Origin of the sequence: Massilia timonae CCUG 45783 (genome assembly GCF_000315425.1) — a bacterium.
Lineage (GTDB): Bacteria > Pseudomonadota > Gammaproteobacteria > Burkholderiales > Burkholderiaceae_D > Telluria > Telluria timonae.
In genome coordinates, this window is record NZ_JH992923.1 from 949,666 (window position 1) to 968,690 (window position 19,025).

At 67.9% G+C, this 19,025-nt stretch carries 20 protein-coding genes; 9 read left to right on the forward strand and 11 right to left on the reverse strand.

Annotation, left to right across the window (positions count from 1 at the left end):
• Window positions 1-21 precede the first annotated feature (21 nt).
• The 6 genes from HMPREF9710_RS14130 (at window position 22) to HMPREF9710_RS14155 (ending at window position 7,287) form a co-directional block, all read left to right on the forward strand.
• Window positions 22-1,578, forward strand: a complete 1,557-nt coding sequence (locus HMPREF9710_RS14130) for an O-antigen ligase family protein (RefSeq protein ID WP_005667364.1) — start codon at window positions 22-24, stop codon at window positions 1,576-1,578.
• Window positions 1,575-2,690 (forward strand): glycosyltransferase family 4 protein, encoded by a 1,116-nt coding sequence (locus tag HMPREF9710_RS14135; protein WP_005667366.1) that lies wholly within the window; start codon window positions 1,575-1,577, stop codon window positions 2,688-2,690. Before HMPREF9710_RS14130 ends, HMPREF9710_RS14135 begins: the two co-directional genes overlap by 4 nt.
• Window positions 2,674-3,819 (forward strand): glycosyltransferase, encoded by a 1,146-nt coding sequence (locus HMPREF9710_RS14140; protein WP_005667368.1) that lies wholly within the window; start codon window positions 2,674-2,676, stop codon window positions 3,817-3,819. Before HMPREF9710_RS14135 ends, HMPREF9710_RS14140 begins: the two co-directional genes overlap by 17 nt.
• A gap of 1 nt (window position 3,820) precedes the next feature.
• Entirely contained in the window at window positions 3,821-5,323 is a 1,503-nt protein-coding gene (locus HMPREF9710_RS14145; protein WP_040776281.1) for a lipopolysaccharide biosynthesis protein, read from the forward strand.
• 225 nt (window positions 5,324-5,548) lie between these two features.
• On the forward strand, window positions 5,549-7,009 hold the full coding sequence (locus tag HMPREF9710_RS14150; protein ID WP_005667371.1) for a GNVR domain-containing protein: 1,461 nt from the start codon (window positions 5,549-5,551) through the stop codon (window positions 7,007-7,009).
• Window positions 7,006-7,287: a superinfection immunity protein gene (locus HMPREF9710_RS14155; protein WP_005667373.1), complete on the forward strand. Its 282-nt coding sequence runs from the start codon at window positions 7,006-7,008 to the stop codon at window positions 7,285-7,287. The genes HMPREF9710_RS14150 and HMPREF9710_RS14155 overlap by 4 nt, the downstream gene beginning before the upstream one ends.
• Window positions 7,288-7,321: 34 nt before the next feature.
• On the opposite strand, the gene HMPREF9710_RS14160 is transcribed toward HMPREF9710_RS14155, so the two are convergent.
• Complete coding sequence (locus HMPREF9710_RS14160) at window positions 7,322-7,894, reverse strand: PAS and helix-turn-helix domain-containing protein (protein WP_040776284.1); 573 nt, start codon at window positions 7,892-7,894, stop codon at window positions 7,322-7,324.
• Between the two features lie 153 nt (window positions 7,895-8,047).
• Here HMPREF9710_RS14160 and HMPREF9710_RS14165 point away from each other — a divergent pair, with 153 nt between their 5' ends.
• Both HMPREF9710_RS14165 and HMPREF9710_RS14170 read left to right on the forward strand, forming a co-directional pair.
• On the forward strand, window positions 8,048-8,743 hold the full coding sequence (locus HMPREF9710_RS14165; RefSeq protein ID WP_005667377.1) for a CoA transferase subunit A: 696 nt from the start codon (window positions 8,048-8,050) through the stop codon (window positions 8,741-8,743).
• Window positions 8,744-8,767: 24 nt separating this feature from the next.
• Complete coding sequence (locus HMPREF9710_RS14170; protein ID WP_005667378.1) at window positions 8,768-9,418, forward strand: 3-oxoacid CoA-transferase subunit B; 651 nt, start codon at window positions 8,768-8,770, stop codon at window positions 9,416-9,418.
• A gap of 75 nt (window positions 9,419-9,493) precedes the next feature.
• Here HMPREF9710_RS14170 and HMPREF9710_RS14175 read toward each other — a convergent pair whose 3' ends face one another.
• The 10 genes from HMPREF9710_RS14175 to HMPREF9710_RS14220 all read right to left on the reverse strand — a co-directional run bounded on the left by HMPREF9710_RS14175 (window position 9,494) and on the right by HMPREF9710_RS14220 (window position 17,944).
• Window positions 9,494-9,877, reverse strand: coding sequence for an energy transducer TonB (locus tag HMPREF9710_RS14175; RefSeq protein ID WP_005667380.1), 384 nt, complete (start codon window positions 9,875-9,877; stop codon window positions 9,494-9,496).
• Complete coding sequence (locus HMPREF9710_RS14180) at window positions 9,874-10,281, reverse strand: energy transducer TonB (RefSeq protein WP_005667381.1); 408 nt, start codon at window positions 10,279-10,281, stop codon at window positions 9,874-9,876. Before HMPREF9710_RS14180 ends, HMPREF9710_RS14175 begins: the two co-directional genes overlap by 4 nt.
• Window positions 10,282-10,325: 44 nt before the next feature.
• Entirely contained in the window at window positions 10,326-11,909 is a 1,584-nt protein-coding gene (locus tag HMPREF9710_RS14185) for an alpha/beta hydrolase (RefSeq protein WP_005667383.1), read from the reverse strand.
• Complete coding sequence (locus HMPREF9710_RS14190; RefSeq protein WP_005667385.1) at window positions 11,906-13,177, reverse strand: M56 family metallopeptidase; 1,272 nt, start codon at window positions 13,175-13,177, stop codon at window positions 11,906-11,908. The genes HMPREF9710_RS14185 and HMPREF9710_RS14190 overlap by 4 nt, the downstream gene beginning before the upstream one ends.
• Window positions 13,174-13,560 (reverse strand): BlaI/MecI/CopY family transcriptional regulator, encoded by a 387-nt coding sequence (locus HMPREF9710_RS14195; RefSeq protein ID WP_005667387.1) that lies wholly within the window; start codon window positions 13,558-13,560, stop codon window positions 13,174-13,176. The genes HMPREF9710_RS14190 and HMPREF9710_RS14195 overlap by 4 nt, the downstream gene beginning before the upstream one ends.
• Window positions 13,561-13,668: 108 nt before the next feature.
• A complete protein-coding gene (locus tag HMPREF9710_RS14200; RefSeq protein ID WP_005667388.1) occupies window positions 13,669-14,100 on the reverse strand; it encodes a DNA-binding transcriptional response regulator in 432 nt (143 codons plus the stop codon).
• Complete coding sequence (locus HMPREF9710_RS14205; RefSeq protein WP_005667390.1) at window positions 14,093-14,596, reverse strand: GAF domain-containing protein; 504 nt, start codon at window positions 14,594-14,596, stop codon at window positions 14,093-14,095. The genes HMPREF9710_RS14200 and HMPREF9710_RS14205 overlap by 8 nt, the downstream gene beginning before the upstream one ends.
• A 115-nt stretch (window positions 14,597-14,711) precedes the next feature.
• On the reverse strand, window positions 14,712-16,013 hold the full coding sequence (locus tag HMPREF9710_RS14210; RefSeq protein ID WP_005667392.1) for a dicarboxylate/amino acid:cation symporter: 1,302 nt from the start codon (window positions 16,011-16,013) through the stop codon (window positions 14,712-14,714).
• A 184-nt stretch (window positions 16,014-16,197) separates the two neighbouring features.
• On the reverse strand, window positions 16,198-17,184 hold the full coding sequence (locus HMPREF9710_RS14215; RefSeq protein ID WP_005667394.1) for a cupin domain-containing protein: 987 nt from the start codon (window positions 17,182-17,184) through the stop codon (window positions 16,198-16,200).
• On the reverse strand, window positions 17,162-17,944 hold the full coding sequence (locus tag HMPREF9710_RS14220) for a 3-hydroxybutyrate dehydrogenase (RefSeq protein WP_229409797.1): 783 nt from the start codon (window positions 17,942-17,944) through the stop codon (window positions 17,162-17,164). Before HMPREF9710_RS14220 ends, HMPREF9710_RS14215 begins: the two co-directional genes overlap by 23 nt.
• Before the next feature lie 143 nt (window positions 17,945-18,087).
• On the opposite strand from HMPREF9710_RS14220, the gene HMPREF9710_RS14225 reads away from it, so the two are divergent.
• Window positions 18,088-18,978, forward strand: a complete 891-nt coding sequence (locus tag HMPREF9710_RS14225) for an alpha/beta fold hydrolase (protein WP_005667396.1) — start codon at window positions 18,088-18,090, stop codon at window positions 18,976-18,978.
• Window positions 18,979-19,025 lie beyond the last annotated feature (47 nt).

Sequence of the window (19,025 nt, forward strand, 5' to 3'; positions counted from 1 at the left end):
GCTGGAGCCGACGAGGAGCCGATGAACGATCCGATCGCGCCACCGCTGTCGCCGCCTCTGGCGGCGTCGACCCCGGCGTCCGCCGCGCGTCCGCTCGGCGCGGCCCGGCCCGCCGGGCCGGCGCTCGTGTACCTGGCCTGCCTGGGTGCGGCGCTGGCGGTCGGCATGGCTTGCGAGTTCCTCGGCGGCGTGCGCGCCGCCGCCGTCCTCGGCGCCGGCGTCGTGGCCTTGCTCGGCATGCGCGATTTCCGTGTCCTGGCCGTGGCGGTGGCCTTCCTGCTGCCCTATGTGCCGACCTGGTTCCTGTCGGAAGGCGTGGCCGGCCAGTCCGGCCAGCGCATCGTCGCCCTGGTGATGCTGCTCACCCTGGTGTCGGTCGCTTGCGGCCATGCGCTCGATCCCTGGCGCATCCGCTATCCCCGCTGGCGGCCGGCCTTCCTGGCCTATGTCGCCATGGTCGTGTTCGCGGCCCTCAACGGCGCCCGGTCGGCAAGCGCCATCCCGGAATATTTCAGGGTGCTCGAGGTGGTGGTCGAGACGACGCCGCTGGGCTACCTGAAGGTGAGCCTGTTCGTGCCCATGCTGGTCGTCGCCGGCTGCGCGTTCATGGGCCTGCTGGCGGCGAACGTGCGCGACCCGCGCTGGCTGCTGCTGCCGGTGCTGTCGTCGGCGGTGCTGCTGGCTGTGCTGGTCTGCCTGTTCGCGCTGCATGGCGCCAGCGCCGGCGCCGACCTGGCGCAGCAGGAGTCGCGCAGCTCGCTGTCGGCGCTGGGCCTGCATGCGAACGAGCTCGGCCTGCTGCTGAACATGGCGCTGGCCCTGGCGCTCTGCGCCCTCGGGACGACCGGGCGCGCCACGGCGCGCGTCGCGCTGGCGCTGGCCTGCCTGGTGCTGATGGCGGGCGTCCTCATGACCTTCTCGCGCGGCGCCTTTCTCGGGCTGGGGGTGGTCATCCTGTATGCGCTGGCGACCGTGCGCGGACGCAACTGGCCGGTCTGGGTGCTGGTCGCGCTGGCGCTGGTCGTGGCCCTGTCGTCCGATTCCCTGGCGCAGCGGGCGCTGCACGGCATCGGCGGCGGCGACCTCGACCTGCTCAGCTCGGGCCGCATCGACGCCATCTGGCTGCCGCTGTTGCCGGAGATACTCGATCACCCGATCCTGGGCGCCGGCCACGCATCCATCTTGTGGTCGCAGGCGGCGCAGGCGCGCACGATCCTGCCGGTGGGCCATCCGCACAGCGCCTACCTGGGCGCGCTGCTCGACGTCGGCATCGTCGGCAGCGTGCTGACCGCGCTGTTCTTCGCCCATGCCTGGCGACTGTTGCGGCGCGCGGCGCGCCAGGCCGGCGGCGCGGCGCTGGCCGGGTTCTTCGGCGGCGGCGCGGCCTGCATCCTGCTGCTGCTGGTCCAGGGCCTGACCGACGACAGCTTCATGCCGTCGTTCACGCATGTGTATTTCTGGCTGTGCTACGGCGCGGCCGTCGGGACCCTGGCCCGTGCGCACTGCGCGGCCGCGCAGCCTGCGGCTGCGCAGCACGCGCCGGTACGCGGCCGGCCCGCAGTGGAGGAGAGGGCATGAAAGTCTGTTTCGTCGGCATGGACAACCTGCCGGTGCTGGCCGAGGAATTCAATATGCACGGGATCGGCGGCGAGCAGGTCCAGCAGACGCTGCTGGCACGGGCACTGGTGCGGCGCGGTTTCGACGTCAGCATGGTGGTGTACGACTACGGCCAGCCCGACCGCCACAGCTGGTCGGGCATCGTCACCCATCGCGCGTTCCGCCAGGCGGCCGGACTGCCGGTGCTGCGCTTCGTGTATCCACGCTGGATCAAGACCTGGCGCGCCTTGCGGCGCGCCGACGCCGACGTGTACTACCTGAGCTGCGCCGGCATGCAGCTGGGGCTGGTGGCGCTGTTCTGCCGCCAGTACGGCCGCAAGCTGGTGTTCCGGGTCGCGCACGACAGCGACTGCGAGCCGGATGCGCTCCTGATCAAGTACCGGCGCGACCGCAAGCTGTACGAATACGGCTTGCGGCGGGCGCACCTGGTGCTGGTCCAGACCCAGCGCCAGCGCGACGCCATGCTGCAGAACTACCGGCGCGACAGCACGGTCGCGCGCATGCTGGTGCAGGCCGCGGCGGGGCCGGTGGCGCGCGATATCGACGTGCTGTGGGTGAACAACCTGCGCCAGTTCAAGCGTCCCGACCTGCTGCTCGAACTGGCGCGCCGCCTGCCGCACCTGCGCTTTTGCATGATCGGCGGCGAGCAGCCCGGCGCCGCCGAACTGTATGCCGGCATCGCGGCGCAGGCCGCGCTGTTGCGCAACCTGTCCTTCAGCGGCCGCGTGCCGTACCACCGGATGGCCGAGCGCTATGCGGCGGCGCGGGTGTTCGTCAACACCTCGGACAGCGAGGGCTTTCCCAACTCCTACCTGCAAGCCTGGATCCACGGCACGCCCACGGTCGCTTTTTTCGACCCCGACGGCGTGATCGCCCGCGAAGGACTCGGCCATGCGGCAACGACGCTGGACGACATGGCGGCGCAGGTCGCCACGCTGGCAGCGGGCGGCGCCGAATGGCACGCGCGCAGCGCGCGCTGCCGCTCCTACATGGAGCGCCATTATGCCGAGCAGGACGTGCTCGGCCCCTATCTGGATGGACTCGAGGAGGTCTGCCATGGAACAAGGAACTGAACGGCCGCTGCATGTGATGTTCCTGGTCGTCTCGGCCAGCGTGGGCGGGGCCGAAACCCACGCGGTGACGCTGGCGCGGGCGCTCGACCGGCGCCGCTTCTCGGTGTCGCTGGTCTATCTGAAGGACGAGGCCGAGATCCCGGGCGCCTTCGACGACGAGCAGTGCCGGGTGTCGGCGTTCTGCCTGAACGCCCGCAACAAGCTCGACCTGGGCGCGGCGCGCCGGCTGGCGGACTATGCGGCGCAGCGCGAGGTCGACATCGTCGTCTGCGCCAACCCGTATCCGCTGATTTATGCGTGGGCGGTGCGGCTGCTGTCGCGGCGCCGCCTGCGGGTGGTCGAGATCCTGCATTCGACCGAGCCGTTCACGCGGCGCGCCTGGCTGCAGATGTATCTGTACCGGCCCCTGATGTGGATGTCCGACCTGCTGGTCTTCGTCTGCAAGAACCAGCGTTCGTACTGGGAGACCCAGCGGGTCAGGGCGCGCAGTTCGCAGGTGGTGCACAACGGCGTGGACCTCGGCCGCTTCAGGAACGATTTCGGGCCGGCGCAGATCAGCGCCTTCCGCCGGGCGCACGGCTTCGCGGGTCACGATTACGTGGTCGGCGTCTGCGGCATCCTGCGCCAGGAGAAGGGGCACCAGGACCTGCTGCGCGCGCTTCATATGGCGCGCACGGCCGGCACCTGCGCCAAGTGCCTGATGATCGGCGATGGGCCGATGCGGCCGGCGATCGAGTCCACCATCGACAGCCTGCGCCTGACCGGGGACGTGGCGATCACGGGCGTGCTGGCCGACGTGCGGCTCGCCATCGGCTCGTGCGACGTCATCGTGGTGCCTTCGCATAACGAGACATTCTCGATCGCGGCCCTCGAGGCGATGGCCCTGGGTAAGCCCCTGATCATGGCCGACGTCGGCGGCGCCTCGGAGCAGGTCGAGCACTCGGGCAACGGTTACCTGTATCCCAAGGCCGACGTGGCCGCGCTGTCCGACCGCATCCTGCGCATGGCCGATCCCGGCTGCCGGAGCGCGTTCGGCGCTGCCAGCCTGCGCAAGGTGATCCACGAATTCTCGCTGACGCGGATGGTGGACGCCTACGTGCGCGAACTGATCGACCTGGCGCGCGACTGACATGGCACGCGCCGGTCGCGCCATGGGATTGAGCCGGTCGGCGGCGTTCCTGACCGCCGGTGGCATGGTCGAATTCGCCCTGCAGTTCCTGCTGCCCGTGATCCTGGTGCGCCAGCTCGACGCCGACACGTTCGGCCAGTACCGCTTCCTGACCCTGATGCTGGGCACGGCGCTGGCGCTGGCGCCGGCCTTCATGCCGCAGGCGCTGTACTACTTCCTGCCGCGCGCCGGCGGGCGGCAGCTGACGGTGATCGGCAACGCGCTCGCCTACCTGGCCTGCATGGGCCTGGTGGTGGCCCTGCTCGCGAGCCCGGCCAGTCCGCTCACGGGCGACCTGTCGCGCGCGCTGCACGGGGCCACGCACGGCCTGTCGGCGCTGTACCTGGGACTGTCCGTGCTGTTGACGATCACGACCACGCTGGCGATCGCCGAGGGACGCATCCTGTGGCATTGCAGCACCGAGCTGGCGCTGGCCCTGCTGCGCACGGCGCTGGTGGCCGTGGCCGCGATCCTGTCGCACGACATCGCCTGGGTGCTGGCGGCGCTGGTGCTCGATGCCGCGCTGCGCCTGGTGGTGCTGGCGGCCTATTTCCTGACGCGGCCCGGCGGAGCGCGCCTGCGCTGCGCGCCGGCGAGCCTGCTGGCGCAACTGCGTTATGCGCTGCCGTTCGCCGCGGGCGGCAGCCTGTTCGCGATGCGGGCCCAGGCCGACGGCTGGATCGCCGCGTCGCTCATGCCGACGCACGTCTTTGCCGCGTTCACCATTGGCGCCGTGGCGCTGCCGGTCGCCTCGCTGATCCGCCAGCCGATCAACAGCGCCATGCTGCCGCACCTGAACCGCGCCTTCGCCGGCGGCGCCCGCGCCGAAGTGCACGCGCTGCTGCTCAAGGGGAGCGGGGCGGCGACGCTGCTGCTGGCGCCGCTGGCCGGCGCGCTGTTCCTGCTGGCGCCCGAGATCGTGGCGCTGGTCTACACCGAGCGCTATCTGGCGGCGGTCCCGGTGATGCGCCTGTACCTGCTGCTGGTCGCGCTGCAGTCGGTGGCGGTCGGCTTCGCGATGCCGGCGCTCGACATGGGCCGGCTGGCGCTGCGGATCAATCTCGCAGGGCTGGCGCTGTCCGCCTCCCTGAGCCTGGCCGGCGTGCACTGGTTCGGCCTGGCCGGCGCGGCGCTCGGCAGCGTGGCCGCCTTCCTGCTGTGCGAACTGGCCAATGCGCGCGCCGTGGGGAAGGTGCTGGGCCGGCCATGGCGCGCGATGTTCCCGCTGCGGCTGGCGGGGCTGGTGCTGGGCGCCTGCGTGGCCGCAATCCTGCTGGCCGAATGGTGCGCGCCGGCGTTCGGCGCCGGCCCGTGGCGCTCCCTCGGGGGCAAGCTTGGCGTGTACGCCGCCGCGGCCCTGACGCTGTTCGCCGCCTGCGGCGGCCTGGGAGAGCTGCGCCGCCTGTGCGCGCCGTTCGCCGTTCCCGGCGTGGCGCCGGCCGCGGCGCGGCCGCCATCGGCCTGAATGTCGCTGTCGCGGGTGTGCATAGGCACCTGGAACCCGCGTCAGCGTCGGCCGGGGGCGCTTCGAACACCTTTACGGCTTGCTGAGGTACGGGTCGCCTTGATTTAGCTCAGCAAGGAACGTGTTTATCGCGCTAGGGTAGTGATTGCAGGGTTGCCGTCACGCGCCAGGTCACTTAAATAGCCGCACAGCAGTGCGCTGTGCCGGTCCAACCGAGGGAACAGCATGGGCAAGAACGAAATCCTGACACCCGAAGTCACGCCGTTGGACAGGTTCGATCCCGGCCCCGCGCTGGTGCCATTCCGGCTGGCGGAACATGTCGGGGTGATGGTGCGCCACCGGCTGTTCATCGTGCTGGTCACCCTGTCGGTGGCGGCGCTGGGCACCCTCTATGCCCTGGCGCGGCCTCAGTCCTACACGGCCAACCTGCTCATCCACGTGACCGACATGCGCTCGTCCGAACCGCGCACGCTGCTCGGCGAGACGACGCCGGGTTCGGCCTACAAGCGCGCCATGTCCGAAGCCGAACTGCTGCGCTCACGCGCGGTCATCGGGACCGCCGCGACGCGCCTGCGGCTGGACGTGGTGGCCGAGCCGCGCTACTTCCCGCTGATCGGCACGGCGCTGGCGCGCTGGAATGCGCGCCACGGCCTGGCGCCGGCGCCGTACGGCGGCTATGCCTGGGGCGGCGAGCGCATCCGGGTCAGCGAACTGACCGTGCCCCCCGAGCTGCTCGACCAGCCGCTCCTTGTCACGCGCCTCGACCGGGAACGCTACAGCCTGCGCGCCGGGGACGGCCCCCGCGCCGTCGTCGGCCGGGTCGGCACGCCGCTGGCGGCGGCGCTGGACGGCGGCAGCGTGCACCTGACGATCGACGCACTGGAGGGCGCGCCGGGCACCGACTACCTGGTGGCGCGGCGCTCGGTGCCGGCCGTGATCGAGGAGATCGGCGCCGGGCTGGACATTGCCGAGCTCGGCAAGGATACCGGCGTCCTCAGCGTGAGGCTCCAGGGCGCCGAGCCGCGCCGCATCACGGCTGTCCTCAACGAGATCGGCAACGTCTACATGGAGCATGTGCATCGCCAGAAAGCGAGCGAGTCGACCGGCTCGATGGACGTCCTGCGCGCGCGCCTTCCCGGGCTGCGCCAGCGCGTCGCCGCCGCCGAGGAGCGCTACGAATCCTACCGCCGCCAGCACGGCGCCGCGGACGTCGTCGAGGATACGCGCCTGGCGCTGGGCCGGCTGTCCTCGACCCGCGAGCAATTGGCCCAGTTGCAGCGCCGGCGCGCCGAGCTGGGCGTGCGCTTCGGGGACCAGCATCCGGAACTGCTGGCGCTCGACCGGCAGCTCGAAGGGGCGCGTCGCGAGATCGCCGGCCTCGAAGCGGACACCGGGCGCCTCCCCGCCGTGGCGACCGAGCTCGAGCGCCGCGCGCGCGACCTGAAGGCCGAGACCGACCTGTACAACGCGGTGCTGCGCCGGACCGAGGAACTCGACGTCGATGCCGGAGACCGCTCCAGCAACGTCAGGATCGTCGACGAGGCGGTCGTGCCAACGAAGCCGGCCGGTTCGCGCAAGGCGATCGTCGCCATCTCCGTCGTGCTCGGCCTGTTCTTCGGCATCGGCGGGGCCTTTTTCCTGACCTTGCGTGAGCGGCTGCGCCAGCAGTATGGGGGGGATGCATGAACCGGGTCGCGCGTATCGGAATCGTCCTGCTGGCCGCTGGCGTGTTGTGCGTCCTGCGCATCGCCCTCGTGCTCCTTGGGGTCCTGGTGTATCTGTTGCTGTTGCCGGGCGTGATCGCCATGAAGCGCGACTATCCCCACGCCGACCGGGTCTTCCTGTGGTGCGCGCTGCTGGGCTGGACCGGGGCGGCCTGGATCGCGGCCCTGGTCTTCGTCCTGACGCGGCGCTCAACCCCTGTGCGTGAATGCGGGCCATCGGCCCTTCATGGCCACCGGTGACGCGCCGTCGTATTCGCCCGGCGCGAACGGGCCGTTATCCGCGCACGCCCACCAGCTTGTGCACCAGCTCCGACGACGTCGATGCCGCGAATTTGCGCATCAGGCTGGCCCGGTGCATTTCCACCGTGCGCGGGCTCAGGGCCGTATCGCGTGCAATCATCTTGCTCGTCTTTCCTTCGACCAGCAGCGCCGCGATCTCGCGCTCGCGCGGGGTCAGTTGCGCCGTCACCGGACGTTTTTCGCTGACGTCCTCGAAGGTCCAGACACCGGCGCCCAGGGGTTGGGCCGGGTCCAGTGCGCGGCCCGTCACGTGGCACCAGAACAGTTCGCCGCTGGCGCGGCGCATGATGCGCTCGTCAGAATAGCGGCCCCGGGTATTCATGATGGGGATGATGCGGTCGCCGGTACGCAGGAATTCGTCCATCGTCGGGTACAGCACGCTGAACGACAGGCTTTGAAGGTGACCCGGCGGATAGCCGAACATTTCCTCCAGCGCGCCATTGCAGGTCTGGATCACGCGGTCGAGCGACACGCACATGCCGACCGGCGCGTGCTGGAAGATCATTTCATAGTCGATGCCCGGACTCTGTGGGTTTTGGTGGTTCATCTGATGCAGATCGACAGCCGTCTTCATTCGCCGTGCTATGTGTTGGGATTGGCCGTAGTTCTACGGTATTGTGCTTCGTTGTCACGTATTCTATGCTGAGAGTCTACTCAGTAGTACAGAAGAGCTTTGGCTTAACCTATAAAAGGGACGGGTATGAATAAAGTTTATCCTGACGCGCGCGCCGCCCTGGCCGGCATCGTTCAAGACGGCCAGACCATCGCCGTGGGCGGCTTCGGCCTGTGCGGCATTCCGGAAGCCCTGATCGCGGCGCTGCGCGATTCGGGCGTCAAGAACCTCACCGCCATTTCCAACAATGCCGGCGTGGACGGTTTCGGCCTCGGCCAGCTGCTGGAAACGCGCCAGATCAAGAAGATGATTTCGTCCTATGTGGGCGAAAACAAGGAATTCGCGCGCCAGTTCCTGGCCGGCGAACTCGAGCTCGAGTTCACCCCGCAGGGCACCCTGGCCGAGAAGCTGCGCGCCGGTGGCGCCGGCATTCCGGCCTTCTTCACCAAGACCGGCTACGGCACCATCGTCGCCGAGGGCAAGGAAACCCGTGAGTTCAACGGCGAGCACTACGTGATGGAACACGCGCTGTTCCCGGACGTGTCGCTGGTCAAGGCCCATATGGCCGACCGCGCCGGCAACCTGGTGTTCCGCAAGACAGCACGCAACTTCAATCCGAACGTGGCCATGGCCGGCAAGGTCTGCATCGTGGAAGTCGAGAAACTGGTCGAGATCGGCGAGATCGATCCGGACCAGGTGCACCTGGCCAGCATCTTCGTGCACCGCATCGTCCACAATCCGACGCCCGAGAAACGCATCGAACAGCGCACCGTACGCGCTTGATCACACACATTCGGAGACAAGAACATGGCATGGACTCGTGATGAAATGGCCGCGCGCGCGGCCCGGGAGCTGCAGGACGGCTTCTATGTGAACCTGGGCATCGGCTTGCCGACCCTCGTCGCCAACTATGTACCCAAGGATATCGAGGTGTTCCTGCAGTCCGAGAACGGCCTGCTGGGCATCGGCCCGTTCCCCACCGAAGCCGAAGTCGACGCCGACCTGATCAACGCCGGCAAGCAGACCGTGACGGCGCTGCCCGGTTCCGCCTACTTCAGCTCGGCCGACTCTTTCGGCATGATTCGCGGCGGCAAGATCAACCTGGCGATCCTGGGCGCGATGCAGGTGTCGGAACACGGCGACCTGGCCAACTGGATGATCCCAGGCAAGATGGTGAAGGGCATGGGCGGCGCGATGGACCTGGTCGCCGGCGTCAAGCGCGTGGTGGTCGTGATGGAACATGTCGCCACCGCCAAGGATGGTTCCACCAGCCACAAGATCCTCAAGAAATGCGACTTGCCCCTGACCGGCGTGGGCGTGGTCGACCGCATCATCACCGACCTCGGGGTGATCGATGTGACCGATACCGGCCTCAAGGTAGTGGAACTGGCGCCGGGCGTGAGCCGTGACGAGATCGTGGCCGCCACTGGCTGCGAACTGGATACCTCGGCGCTGTAGTCGGCGCGGTGTCGAACGGCAAAGGGCGCTGAATGTTTCTGGCGCCCTTTGTCGTTACAGCGTGCCGAATGATGCTTAATCCATTTTCCAGACGTATTGCACCGGAATCCAGGCCTGGACCGGCTTGCCCTTGTCGGTCGGCGGCCTGAACGTGCATTGCGAGATCGCGCTGCGGGCCGCCTCGTCGAGCGACGCGTCGCCGCTCGAGGTATAGACCCTCGATGCGATCACCTTGCCGTCGGGACCCACGAGGAAGCCGATCGTCGACGTGCCCTCGATCCTGTCGGCGACAGCTTGTGGCGGATACACCGGTCGATGGCAGGAAGCGAAATCCACAACCGGCCGCTGCGCTGCGTTCGGATTCGCGGCGGCTTGTTCCACCACCGGCGCCTGTGCGCAACCGGCCAGGACGGCGACGGCCACGCCAAAGGCCGCGGGCATACCCAGGCTCGGCTTCATTCAGGCGCCCAGGTGTATTTCAGCTCGGTCCATTGCTCCTTCGGCGCACCGTTTACGGTACCCGGCTGGAACCGGCACTTGGCGAGCGCAGCGCGCGCCTTCTCGTCGAGCGAGGCATTGCCGCTGGTCTTGCGCACCAACGCTTCGCGCACCGTGCCGTCGGCCCTGACCAGGAAGGCGAGGGTGACCGTACCTTCGACCTTGGCGGCCAGCGCCTGCGGGGGATACTCCGGCTTGCGGCAGGATTTGAAATTCGCGACCGGCTCGGTGGTGACACTGTCCGGCATCGCGGCGAAGGGATTGACCGGCGCCGTCTGGGTGCAGCCGGCCAGGGCCGCCACCGCCAATCCGGACACCAGTATCGGACGGCCTGTACTGCGCCATTTGAACAACGACTCACGCATCAAGATCCACTCCTATTCACGGGCTCAGGCGAAATGATAGCTTATCACTGCAATATTGCCAGTTTATGCATGTCATTCTCGAGGGCCTGCAGCCGCTGCCGGGCATTGTCGTTGTCGGGATTCAGCTCCAGCGAGCGGCGATAATTGATGATCGCACGCGCAGTGTCGCCACTGCGTTCGCAGGCTTCGCCCAGGCTGTCGAAAGCGTTTGCGCTCGACGCGTACAGCTCTGTCGTCAGGCCGAATACCGCGAGCGCGGCCTCCGCTTCCCCCGCCTGCAGCAAGGCATAACCCCAGGCATTGAGTTCCTTCTCGGGCAGGCCGCCGTCCTTCTCTCTTCCAAACATGGCGCGATATGCTGCGCCGGCATGCTGGAAGTCGCGGCGCGCCAGCTCCGCCGCGAACTGCTCGCGACCGGCGGGAAGCGGCGCGGCGCGCCGGACCTCCATCGTGGCGGCATGCGCCGGGAAACCATTCCTGGCCGGAGCGGCATCCAGGTAGGCCAACGCCGCCTCGTCATCCTTCAGATAGGCGTCGAGGAAGCGCCCGACATAGCTCGCCGTCCAGCCATGGGCTTGGTTCGCATCGATGCGCGAATACTGGTTGAACCACTCGTCCCCGGCGAAACGCAGGTAGGTCGACGAGAAGGCAAAGTGTTCCATCGGGTACATCGTCAGCTTGAACATGTCGGCATGCTTCGCATCGTTCAGGTAGCTGGACGTCGGCTTGCCGCGCGCGGCGATGTCTTCGAGCGAGGAGGGCCGCGCGGCGACATACAGCATCGGCGTCGTGGTGCGTTGCGGGGCCAGGTAGGTCGCGGCAGAGACCAATTCCGGGTAATAGCGCACCGACCCGTCCAGGGCGACGAGCGCCTTGATCCGGCTGTCCCTGGCCGCTGCCAGGACGTTGGCGAAGCCGCTCCAGCTGAAGCCGGCCACCGCGATCCGGGCCGGATCGGCCTGGGCGAGCGTGCCGGCATAGCCGATGAGGAAGGAAATGTCGGCCGCCTGCGCTTCTGCGCCCGCCAGGTCGTTCGGCATTCGCCGCGAGCGCGGCCCTATACTGGGACTGGCGATCACGATATAGCCGTGGCTCGCCAGGTATTCGCACAGGTCCGGGTTCTCTGCGGCGGGCGCGCTGATGCTGGGCGCATAGATGACGATCGGGAACTTGCCGCCGATGGCTGCCGCGTCGGGGCGCGCCCGCATCGGCGCGGCCAGCTCTTCCCGGAGCTGCTGCATATTTGCGCCCGGCGGCGCGTAGTTAAGCGCGATGAAGGCGTCGGCTGCTGCCTGGACGGCCGCGCTGCCGCGCGTAAAATCGGTCTCGCTGCCGGTCAGGCGCAGGTAGTCGCCGTAACGCATCGCCTGGCCCGAATCGGTGGCCGGATACCAGACCAGGGTCTGGATCGGCCGCGCCCGTTCCCGCGTGATGGGGCGTCCCGTGTCGAGATCGTGGTCGCCCAGGAAAACGCGTGACCGGTCGTATTGCTCGACGACCCGGAATCCGACCGGCAGCGGCCCCGGGGCACTTTCGAAGGTGAAATTGACCGCTGCGGCGCCCAGCGTGCTCGTGCACAGCACAAGCAGGCCGACGAGGCGACGTACGACGCGGGCAGCTGCGCTCACTTCGATACCCAGACGTACTGCACCTCAGTCCACTGCTCGGTCGGCTTGCCATCGACCGTGCCGGGCTTGAACGTGCACTTGGCCAGCGCCGTGCGGGCCGCCTCGTCCAGCGAGCTGTCGCCGCTCGACTTGCGCAAGGTGGTCTCGAGCACGGCCCCTCCGGCGCCGACCAGGAAGCCGAGAGTCACCGTGCCCTCGATATTGCGCGCCAGCGCCTCGGCCGGGTACTTCGGCCGTTCGCAGGAGTCGAACTTCACCGTCGGGAGATCGACGATGCTGTTCGCGTTGGCCGTCGCCGCGGTCGATGCCGGCGTCTGGGCGCAGCCAGCCAGCCCGGCGAGCAGGAATCCGAGCACCGGGATCGCGGCTTTCCAGTTCAGCGCTTCGGTATCGGGACGTACCAGTTGTTTGATGCGTGACATGAGATCTCCTCCGTTGGCCGCCTGGGCCAGGTGGTGGGTGGAGAACTGGAGTTTTTCCAGTTCCGAGAGGGCCAGGGCCAGGCGGCGTGGTTCGCCCAGCTGCCGTGCCGCGATGGCGTCGGCGATCTGTTCCCGCTCGACGCGGATGCGGCGCGAGATCCACCAGACCGCCGGGTGGTAGAACAACAGCGATTCGATGACGTTCTGGCACAGGTTGACCAGGTAGTCGTGGCGCTGGATATGCGCCAGTTCATGCGCCAGCAGCGCTTCCAGCAGGTGCGGGGGCATGGTGGTCACCAGCGATGCCGGCACCAGCACGACCGGGCGCCACCAGCCGGCGGTGACCGGGCTGGACAAACCGCCGACGATGCGCAGTCGGACCGGCCGCGCCAGGCCGAACTGCGCGGCGAGCCGGTCGACGCGCCCCTGCCATGCCGGATCGCGGCCTTCCCGCGTCGCCGCGCGCCGCACCCACAACAGCCCTGCGATCATGCGCAGCGCCAGGCACAGCGCGCAGGCGGCCCAGGCGCCCACGATCCAGGCCAGGTTGCGCTGGAACAGGCCGCTCCAGCCGCCGTCCTCGGCGACGCCTTGCGCGGCGCCTGCCAGCACGATCGCGAAGCCGCCGCCGGCGCCGGCATCGCCGCTCAGGCGCAGGTAGAGTTCGGTCGCCGGCCATGCCACGCACAACAGCAGCCCGGCGCAGGCGACGAGGTAGCGCGTCTGCGGACGCGCCTTGCTCAGCAGGGCGAGGGCAAGGGCGGTCTGGGCGCCGACCAGCGCGCCCTGCCAGCTGAAATGGACCAGCGTCCAGCCGATGCTGTTGACGATCTCGAATGCGCTCATCGCTTGTCCTCGTCTTTCAGGAGCTGTTCGATCTCGTCGCGTTCCTTCTTCGAAATGCCGCTTTTGAGCGCGGCCAGCACCAGCGCCTTGGCCGAGCCCGAGAAGGCGCGCTGCATCAGGTCTTGCAGCAGATTGGTCTGCAGGGCGTCGCGTTCATGGACGGGCGCATACACGTGGGAACGTTCGCTCTCGTCGCGGCTGAGCAAGCCCTTGCCGTGCATGACCTGCATCAGGCGCAAGACCGTGGCATACGTGACGTCGGGACGTTGCGGGAGCATCGCCTCGTGCACCTGCTTGGCGGTGGCCGCGCCGAGCGGCCAGAGCACTTGCAGCAGGTCGAGTTCGGCGGGCGTGGGCTTGGGAGCGTCGGGGGAGCGCGGCATGGCATGACCTCGTCTGTTCAGGATGAATCTAGATTATCCTGTCTAGATCGAGATGTCTACACTAATCCGTGTGGGTGGCGATGCAGGCTGAATAAAATGAACGCCGGCTCAGGCCGGGCGCTGGGGAAGGCCGGGCCGCGGTTTGCCGGCGGCGCCGAACTGCTCGATCGTTTCCAGCAGCACCTTGGCGCGGAACGGCTTCAGGATGACCCGGCTGATCCTGCGGTCGCGCAGCTCGTGCAGTAGTTCGGCGGTCGCCTGCTCGGCCATGATCGCGATCGGGATCGTCCCGTTCGCCGCGCCGCCGGCGCGCAGTTCGTCCACCAGGCTCAGGTCGTAGCGCCGTTCGCCGCCGCGACCGACGCAGTCGACCGCGATCACCGCGCCGTGGAAGGCGCGTGCGCGCAGCATGCGGCGCGCGGCCTCGATGCTGGCGGCTTCGTGCACCTGACTCAGCCCCAGGCTGCGCGCGGTCATCGCCACGGTGCGGCGCAGCATCGGCTCCGGTTCCACCAGCAAAATCTGTGTGGATTCAGCCATCGGCGTGCTCCACCGTGTTCGTCAATTCCATCAGCGCCAGGTCGCGCAAGGTGCCCAGGATCGCCAGCTCCACCGCATCGAGGGTGCGCGGACGGCGGTCGATCAGGCACAGGCTGCCCAGGCGCGGGCCGGATGGCAGCGCCAATGGGGCGCCGGCATAGAAGCGGATATGAGGCGCGCCCGTCACCAGCGGGTTGTCGGCGAAGCGCGGGTCGTGCAGCGCGTCGTCGACCACCATGATCTCGTCGCGCAGGATGGCGTGCGCGCAGAAGGACACGTCGCGCCCCGTCTCGCACACCGGCATGCCCACGCGCGCCTTGAACCACTGGCGATCGGCGTCGACCAGCGTGACCAGCACGATCGGCATGTCGAACTCGGCGGCGGCGAATTGCGCGATCCTGTCGAAGCGTTCCTCGGGCGGGGTATCGAGGATCAAGAGCTCGTACAGCGCGGCCAGGCGCGCGGCTTCGTTGTCGGGTGTGGCGGCGACGTGCATCGTGGAGCCCGCAGGGCGGTCGTCGATCGGGATGGCCGCAATATAGCAGACTGCTTGCGGGCATAAAAAAACCGTGTCACGAGGACACGGTTTTCAGGGTGGGCAGCGATTGGGATTACGCCGCTTCGCGCACTTCCTTCAGGCTGTTCTGGTCTTCGACATGCACACGGCCGCTCAGGACGTCGTCCATGCGCGCCGAATCCAGTTCCTTTTCCCACTTCGACACCACGACCGTCGCGACGCCGTTGCCGATGAAGTTGGTCAGGGCGCGCGCTTCGCTCATGAAGCGGTCGATGCCCAGGATCAGGGCCATGCCGGCCACCGGGATCGTCGGCACCACGGCCAGGGTCGCGGCCAGCGTGATGAAGCCGGCGCCGGTGATGCCCGATGCGCCTTTCGAGGTCAGCATCGCCACCAGCAGGATGGTCAGTTCCTGGGTCAGGGTCAGGTCGGTGTTGGTCGCCTGCGCCACGAACAGCGCCGCCATCGTCATGTAGATATTGGTGCCGTCCAGGTTGAACGAGTAGCCGGTCGGGACGACCAGGCCGACCACTGGCTTCGAGCAGCCCAGCTTTTCCAGCTTGCGCATCAGGTTCGGCAGCGCGCTTTCCGACGACGAGGTGCCCAGCACGATCAGCAGTTCTTCCTTGATGTACTTGATGAACTTGAAGATCGAGAAGCCGGTGAACTTGGCGATCGCGCCCAGCACCACGAACACGAACAGCGCGCAGGTCAGGTAGAACGAACCCATCAGCTTGGCCAGCGGCAGCAGCGATTCCAGGCCATATTTGCCGATGGTAAAGGCCATCGCGCCGAAGGCGCCGATCGGCGCGACTTTCATGACGATGTTGACGATGCCGAAGATCACGTGGGCAATGTCGTCGATGAACTTGGTCACCGGACGGCCACGCTCGCCCATCATCGACAGCGCGAAGCCGAACAGGATCGCGATCAGCAGGACCTGCAGGATATTACCGGTAGCGAAAGCATCCACGAAGGTATTCGGGATGATGTGCATGATGAACTCGGTCGTGGTCTGTGCATGCGCATTGGTGGTGTATTGCGCGATCGAGCTCGAATCGAGGTGGGCCGGATCGACGTTGAAGCCGGCGCCCGGCTTGGCCAGGTTGGCGACCACCAGGCCGATGGCCAGGGCGAAGGTCGACACGACTTCGAAATAGATCAGCGCCTTGCCGCCGACGCGGCCGATCTTCTTCATGTCCTGCATCCCGGCGATGCCGGCGACGACGGTACAGAAGATCACGGGGGCGATGATCATCTTGATCAGTTTGATGAAGCCGTCTCCCAAAGGCTTCATCGCGGTGCCCAGTTCGGGGTAGAACACCCCCAGCAACACGCCAAGGACGATGGCGATCAGCACCTGGACATACAGTACTTTATAAAAAGGCTTCTTCATGGCAACTCTTCAACGAGGTTGGTGGTTGTTCCATGTTGGAGCAATCGTTCCCGGCAAGCTATTGTGGAAATCCGCATGCTGCACTGCACCAGGGCATCACGGATGACCACGCACCGCAGCGGTGCGGCAGGCAAGCGCAGCAGGTGGCGTGTTTGCCATGCCCAGGTCGGGCAGAGGAAAATGACTAGCTCGAGGCGGCCAATGCCGCGCGCCGCCAGGCGCCCGGCCCCACGCCGTAGCTGCGCTTGAAGACCCGGTTGAAGGCCGCCTCGGACTGGTAACCGACCGCTTCGCCGATCGCCGCGACCGGCCGCGTGTCGCGCGCCAGCCACTGGGCGGCCTGAATCATGCGCAACTGCACAAGGGCGTCGAGTGGCGTCGTGCCCGCCAGCTGGCGGAACAGGCGCGCGAAGGTGGCGCGCGACATGAAGCAGGCCGCCGCCAGTTCTTCCACCAGCCAGGAGCGCTCCAGTTGCGCCAGCATCAGGCGCAGCGCGGGGCCGAGGCGGCGGTCGGCCAGCACCGCCAGCAGGCCGGGGGTGGTCGGGCCGTCGTCGAGCCAGGCGCGCAGCAACAGCGTGAACAGCGCTCCGGACAGCTGCGCCACCACGGCCGCGGCGCCGGGCCGTGCGCTGTCGGCTTCGCTGCGCAGCATCGTCACCAGCGCGAGCAGGCCGGCGAAGTCGGGACGTGAAGAGGCGTGAACGACGATCATGGCGGGCAGCGCCGGCTGCAGGACACGGCGCGCGCCATCGTCGAACACGAACTGGCCGCACAGGATGCCGGTCGGCGCGCCGGCGCCGTCATTCGACACCCAGCGCAGCGGCGCCGGGCCCGGCACGTCCACCAGGGCGCGCGCCTGTTCCGGCGGCCCCGCGTGCAGCCGGTGGGCGCCGCCCTGCGGGAAGACGACGATGTCGCCGGCGGCGAGCTTGACCCGTTCGCCGCCGGGCGTGTCGACCGCGGCTTCGCCCTCGACGATCAGGTGGTAGGGCGCGACGCCGGCGCTGGCCGCGGGCTGCTCCAGCACCCAGGGCGCGGCCAGCGCGCAGCGGATGTCGAGCGAGGTGCGCAGGGTGAACAGCGACAGCAGGCGGCTGAGCGCATCCACGCCCTGGGCCGCGGCGGCGGCGCCGGCCAGGTCGGGCTTACTGCGCAGCCCAGCCTCCATCCATGTTCCAGGCCACGCCGCGCACCTGGTCGGCTGCCGGGCTGCAGAAGAACACGGCCAGCGCGCCCAGTTCTTCCGGGGTGACGAATTCGCCCGACGGTTGTTTCTCAAGCAGCAAGGCCTTGCGCGCGGCGTCGTTGTCCAGGCCCTCGCGCGCGGCGCGGTCGTCGACCTGCTTCTGCACCAGCGGGGTCAGCACGAAACCGGGGCAGATCGCGTTCGCGGTCACGCCGGTCTGCGCCGTCTCGAGCGCCGTCACCTTGGTGAAGCCGACCAGGCCGTGCTTGGCGGCGACGTAGGCCGATTTCTGGCTCGACCCGACCAGGCCGTGCACCGAGGCCAGGTTGATGATGCGGCCCCAGTTTTTCCGCTTCATGGCGGGCAGGGCCAGGCGGGTGGTATGGAAGGCCGAGCTGAGGTTGATGGCGATGATGGCGTCCCATTTCTCGGTGGGGAAGTCCTCGACCGCCGCCACGTGCTGGATGCCGGCATTGTTGACCAGGATGTCGACTCCGCCGAATTTCTCGGTGGCGTACGCCATCATGGCCTCGATCTCTCCCGGCTTGGACATGTCTGCGTTGTGGTAGGCGGTCTGCACCCCGAACTCGGCGCCGATGTCGGTGTACAGCTTCTCGATCTGCTGGGCGTCGCCGAAGCCGTTGAACACGATGTTGGCGCCCTGTTCGGCCAGCGAGCGCGCGATCCCGAGCCCGATGCCCGAGGTCGAACCGGTGACGAGAGCCGTTTTGCCACTTAGCATGCTGGATTTCATTGTGTCCTCTATATGAAGGTGATCGGGGGAACTTCCTCAGAATTGGTAGAATTCTAATCGCAACGCCATCGCGGTGGTGATTTGCAGGGCGCCGCGAAGCGGCGGCTACATATTGTCATGACGGAGTCACGATGTCTGAACCCAGATTAAAAAGCGTCCAGTGCAGCTCGCCCGCCGGGCTGCACCGCGTCGCCTACAAGGAATGGGGCGACGCGGACAATCCGAAGGTGCTGGTCTGCGTGCACGGCGTGACCCGCGTGGGCGACGATTTCGACCACCTGGCGCGCGCCCTGTGCGACGACTATCGCGTGGTATGCCCGGATATCGTCGGGCGCGGGCGCTCGGAGCGCCTGCGCGATCCGGCCTATTACACGGTGCCGCAATACATGGCCGACATGGTGACCCTGATCGCGCGCGTCACTGCCGGCGCCCGGGATGGGGCCGATAGCGAGGACGTGGCCTGGTTCGGCACCTCGATGGGCGGCCTGATCGGCATGGCGCTGGCCGCGCTCGAGGGCAGCCCGATACGCAGGTTCGTGCTCAACGATATCGGTCCGGTGCTCGATGGCGCCGCCTTGCGGCGCATCGGCGACTACATCGGCCAGGACCTGCGTTTCCCGAGCTTTGCCGCCGGGGCCGAGTTCGTGAAAACGGTGTCGGCGTCGTTCGGCCCGCACACCGACGACGAATGGCGCAAGCTGGCGGCCGATGTCTTGCGCCAGGGGCAGGACGGCCAGTGGGAGCGCCACTACGACTTGAACCTGGCGCAGCCGTTCCGGGCCATCACCCTGGAAGGGGCCGCCCAGGACGAGGCCGCGCTGTGGGCGGCCTGGGACGCGATTCGCTGCCCGACCCTGCTGGTGCGCGGCGAGCAGTCCGACCTGCTGTCGCGCGCGACCGCGCAGCAGATGACGCAGCGCGGACCGCGTCCGCGCCTGGTCGAGATTCCCGGGGTGGGCCATGCGCCGACCTTCGTGCACGACGACCAGATCGCGATCGCGCGTGAATTTTTGATCGGCTGAATTATTAATCCGGACCTGAACGGTTCCTCATAACCTAGAAGAAAGAG